Here is a 4,839-nt window from a genome sequence, read left to right on the forward strand (position 1 = left end):
AGAGGGAGCAGCCCTCCTCGGACCAATCCGCCTCGAACTACCCGGTTTTTGCGGGTCTCCAGCTCGACATGGCGTTGACAAATGTGACCGAACTCGCACGCAGCCGATCAAATTGATTGCGGATCGCAGCCGGCAATCCTCATGACCCATGAGGATTGTCCTCCCGGGCATGCCGTTAGAATGTAGCGAAGCTTCGTAAGGTTAAGCGAAGCTGCCAAACCGAGCTATGCGACTTACGCGACCGATCCCGTGCAGCCAATGATGTCGAAATACTCGCAAGCAACCACCGACCAGCGATAACGCCGCTCGGCAATCTCTTTCATCATGCCCGGCTTCGGGTTCAGACCACCATTGGCAACCCGTTGCAGCAACAGGACCAACTGGCCGACATTCTCGAAATATTCAGCAACCTCTTCGGTCGTTGCCCGATTAAAACCGCAATCGAACGCCAGAATTAGCGCGTGGCAGTGCATCGCTTCAACGAGCGAGGGATTGGTCCCACCCGCAGAATGACCATGCAAATAGAGCGCGGCATTATCGTGAAGTGTCCGCAGTTCCCCCGCGTCATAAACAGGATCGAGCAGATACAAATGCGGCACCGCCGAATAAGACCGCCGGAGATTCTGACCATAAGTGCTAGCGCTCCAATTGCCCACGAACACCAATGGCACCGCATCCATGCGTGCAAAGGCTTCGAGGATCATTGCAACATTATTCTCAGGCTCGATCCGGCAGATCGCCAGCGCATATGCTGGCGGCAAGCCGCGTCCCGCCAAAACCTCGCTTGGCATTATATCCAGAAATTGATCGCCGCCATAAGGAATTACATGGCACGCAACGCCATAACAACTCTTGATGTGGCGAGCGATTTCGATATTGTCGGCGATGACATCGTGGGACCATTTTGATGCGATCCGTTCTGAAAGACGCAGGAACCAGCGCGAAAGCCCTTGCCATTTCGCACGCTTCCATTCGATCCCGTCGACATTGGTGATTATCCGCATCGAAGTCAGCAGCCGTAAAACCGGAATGCCAACTGCACCAGACACGCCAAGCACCAACAGTACGTCCGTCCCCTTTCTCCAAGCCGACATCATCGACCAAAGATCATACAGCAAGCTCTGGGCACCATTGGCGTTGAGCGGCACGTATCTGCACAACGCGCCGTGGAAGCGCTCCTGTCGATCCTGATAGGCCTTGCTGCTGCAATAGACTGTCAGTTCGCAACATGTGCCGTGAGCATTGTGATAGCGCGCCAGATTTTCGACAAGCGTTTCGAAGCCGCCATAGCAAGCTGGAAGGCCAACTGTTCCTATAATCGCAACTTTCATCCTATCGCCCAATTTTCCGCGCGATCATCAACTGCCCGATATAACGGAAACCTGCCGCTTGAAGCAGCTTGTCGATCGGCCAAAGCACTGAATAAACCACCCACTTTGAGCGGTTGGCGATGCGGCGAAGCGGATCGACGATGCCACGGTTGCGGAATTCACCGCCGCGCATGCTGGCAGAATCCGACCGCCGAAACAGAACGCCGGTATAGTTGCGAACGAGGTCGAACAGGCTGCATTGTTCTTTTGAAACCACAGGATCGAGCCCGAGCCGCAATGCCATATTGCGCAGCGCTACCGGACTGAATCGCGAGAGATGGTGCGGCGGAAAATCAAGCGGAGGGCGCCAGCTCATCTCGTTGTTTGGCGCCGAGATCACCAGATAACCGCCGGGTTTTAACAAGGCGACACAATCGCGTAGTACCGGATCAAAATCATCAAGATGTTCGATCACCTCAAACAGCGTAACGACATCAAAGCGTCGATCCTCGGCCAGCAAATCTGCAACCGGACGATTGGAAATCCGCCCGTTTAACCCAAACCTGTCTATCCCCCATTTAAGCGCGGTACGGTTGAAATCGACGCCGTACGCGTCGAACAACCGGTCACAAAGGTGGCGGACAAAAAAGCCGTCAAAACAGCCCACATCCAACGTCATACCGCCGGCTGGCACCCGTTCTGCGATAAAGTCGAGTGCACGTTGGTGATGCCATTGGATGCGGTCGCCCGTTGCAGGGAAAAGCTCAAGATCATCAAGATAGTCGCAATCGCCCTCATAGTCGGTCGACTGCGTCACGTTGCTGCTCTTGAAAACTTCATAGCCACAGGAATCGCAGCGAAAATGGCCGTACTGCCCAAAATTGCCGATAGCCTGCATCGTTGCTGCACAACAGGCACAAACAAGCTGTGTCACTGTCCGCCCTCCAACCCGTATAGCGAAAAAGTCAGGGAGTTCAGTTGCTTCACGTCGAACTTTTCTTCACAGTAGCGACGGGAACGCAAACGGGCTTTTTCGATCATCGCAGAGTCGACACGCATCACGGCTCGGGCGAGCGATCGTGCGCTACGCGGAGTACACAGGAAACCATTGATGCCGTCGATGACGGTTTCCCGGCAGCCGGGCGCGTCGGTGGTGATCAGCGTTTTGCCTAGCGCCAGCGCCTCGATCAACGATCGCGGCACACCTTCGCGGTAGTAGGAGGGCAACGCAACGATGTCCGACGCAATCATGTAGTCAGAGATATTGTCCTTAAACCCAAGATAATGAACGCCTTGGTCGCGCGCAAATGTAGCAACGTCACCGGCAGAAAAATGCCTGCTCGTCCCACTATCGATTAAGCCTAGGTGGACAAAACAATACCGACCGGGTGCCGCATCGCCGACAAGGCGGGCCGCATCATAAAATTCAAGAAATCCCTTTTCCGGCACACCACGAGCAGGGAAAAGTACGACCATACGGTTCGTAAGATCAGTTCCGATCTCGTGCGCCAGCATGGCCCGCATCTGAGCCTTGATGTCAGCACCAGGCAGTTGGAACTGGGATAGGTCGATCCCTGAACCATTGGTCAGGCGTGCGTTCTTCTGCCTGACGGCGCCGAGCGAAACGAGTTCATGCATATCGTCAGGATTCTGAAACAAAACGTTGACGTGCCGTGACAAAGCGATGCGATATTGCGCCAATAGCGCACTACGAAGCAGCCTCGCTCGTGCATCGTCCCGACTAAACAAGGTTCCAAGCCCCGTCACGGTCATCACAATCCGGGGCACACTCGCCAACCGTGCGGCAAGCGCGCCATAAATAACTGCTTTGTGTGTGAAACCGTGAACCACATCTGGCTTCTCGTCGCAGACAATTCTCCACAAACGATAGAGCAAGCCCACAATGTGGAGCGGTGATACGGAATGGCGCGAAAATTCAACGAGATGAATGCGGACACCCATACCAAGCAGGCGTCCGGTATACTCGCTATCAGGGCAGACGCCGACGACCTCATGCCCTGCTTTGAGCAGCGCCCGGATCAACGGATTCCGGAACACATACAGGGCGCCGCCACTGTTACACATAAGGACAATTTTCATCTATGCGCTCCGATAAGTTCGCTGAAGCATGGTGTTTCGATGAACCGTCGGCGGCACAACCCGCTGCCCCACTCCCTGTTGGATCATACCCTTCGGCTTTATCGCCAACGAAAAGGCCATTAGAATCCAGAGCAACGAAAAACGCCCTCCATTGTGCGTAATTCCGTACAGAATGGGCGGCAAGCAGATCGACAGGGCACCGATCCATCCGAAACTCTCTTTGCATCCGCGTATCCAAAAATAGAAAATCGAAAGGAAAAACGCGCCGCCAATAAACCCGTAATATGTCAATGGAGCCATAAAAGTGCTGTGCACCTCCGCTCCATCGTGCCTCATCCAAGCTTCGAAGGATGAAATACCAAAAATCTTTTCAAAAAATGTTCCTTCAAAATACAACGAATAGCCTCTAACCTCTAAACTCGAATCGTTCTCATAAGCAAGATTTGACAACCGGTCGTAAGCAACGAAATCAACAATCCTGTTTGGATTGGTCATCACTACAAAAATAATCATCATCGCCACTGCGGAGAACAACAACAATAACCAAATCCGATTTGAAACACTTTCTTTAATTGAGAAGTGCCATAATAAAAATGCAGGTATTATAATGATTGACAGCATTGCTGCCTTTGATAATGAAACTATCGCCAGAAAAAATGTAAATCCTAAAATACAAATATAGTATAAGATATTTACATTATTGGCAAAAAATAGTGTCGTTGCTAAACTACACGCTAAAACTGAAAAATATCCGATTTGATTTGGATTGTTGAAAGTTCCGACTGGGCGTTCAACAAATTCTGATAATGATAATGTAAATCCAAAAGCAAATACACCAAACGTAGCAATCGAAATTGCGATTATGAGAGAACGACTAATTAAAGTAGTGACACCATCCGACGATCCGCTTTTTAAATGAAAAAATTTATGCACGAAAAAGAACGTTGCCAGCCCAAATATGGCATGGGTCGGATTAAGTAGTGTCAATATTTCTCCACTATCAATGAATGCTACAAATTCACGCATAACCGCATATAAAACAAAAAGAGACATTCCCCCGAGCAACTTGTTTGCAGTCGGCGTCGACGTAATAAAATTCACTTTAAGGAAAAGGCACATCGCAAAAAATGCAATCAATAATATATGAGATATCTGAATTCCTCCAGAATCAAAAAAGTAAAGTGGCGTAAGAGCGACGCTACTAAAAAGAAAAAATCTCATCATTAAAAATAATCTCGCTTTCACAGAACAATAAATCTATACTTCCACCCAACCCTCAAAAATGATGATCGCCAAAATCATCTGTTTTAGTCATTAACAAGACTTAAAACGAACGAAGGATTCAGTAGCTGGAGACCCGCAAAAACCGGGTAGTTCGAGTCGGATTGGTCCGAGGAGGGCTGCTCCCTCTGCTTTTCGGCGATAACGA

4 protein-coding genes are annotated in these 4,839 nt (G+C 50.5%); all 4 read right to left on the minus strand.

What is annotated here, in order from left to right:
- Positions 1-233 precede the first annotated feature (233 nt).
- From IP81_RS15670 to IP81_RS20525, 4 genes are read right to left on the minus strand one after another with little or no spacing between them, the layout of a single operon-like run.
- Positions 234-1,331, minus strand: a complete 1,098-nt coding sequence (locus IP81_RS15670; RefSeq protein ID WP_054108956.1) for a DUF1972 domain-containing protein — start codon at positions 1,329-1,331, stop codon at positions 234-236.
- 1 nt (position 1,332) lies between these two features.
- Entirely contained in the window at positions 1,333-2,244 is a 912-nt protein-coding gene (locus IP81_RS15675; protein ID WP_157573298.1) for a bifunctional 2-polyprenyl-6-hydroxyphenol methylase/3-demethylubiquinol 3-O-methyltransferase UbiG, read from the minus strand.
- Positions 2,241-3,410: a glycosyltransferase family 4 protein gene (locus IP81_RS15680; protein WP_054108958.1), complete on the minus strand. Its 1,170-nt coding sequence runs from the start codon at positions 3,408-3,410 to the stop codon at positions 2,241-2,243. The genes IP81_RS15675 and IP81_RS15680 overlap by 4 nt, the downstream gene beginning before the upstream one ends.
- Positions 3,411-4,634: a hypothetical protein gene (locus IP81_RS20525; RefSeq protein ID WP_197274667.1), complete on the minus strand. Its 1,224-nt coding sequence runs from the start codon at positions 4,632-4,634 to the stop codon at positions 3,411-3,413. It abuts the gene before it with no gap.
- Positions 4,635-4,839: the final 205 nt, after the last annotated feature.

Origin of the sequence: Novosphingobium sp. AAP83, from assembly GCF_001295795.1 — a bacterium.
GTDB lineage: Bacteria > Pseudomonadota > Alphaproteobacteria > Sphingomonadales > Sphingomonadaceae > Novosphingobium.

What these genes read in the sequence shown, in the direction of transcription:
- IP81_RS20525 (WP_197274667.1), bottom strand. Translation starts at nt 4,634, where the DNA reads ATGATGAGATTTTTTCTTTTTAGTAGCGTCGCTCTTACGCCACTTTAC.
- IP81_RS15680 (WP_054108958.1), bottom strand. Translation starts at nt 3,410, where the DNA reads ATGAAAATTGTCCTTATGTGTAACAGTGGCGGCGCCCTGTATGTGTTC.
- IP81_RS15670 (WP_054108956.1), bottom strand. Translation starts at nt 1,331, where the DNA reads ATGAAAGTTGCGATTATAGGAACAGTTGGCCTTCCAGCTTGCTATGGC.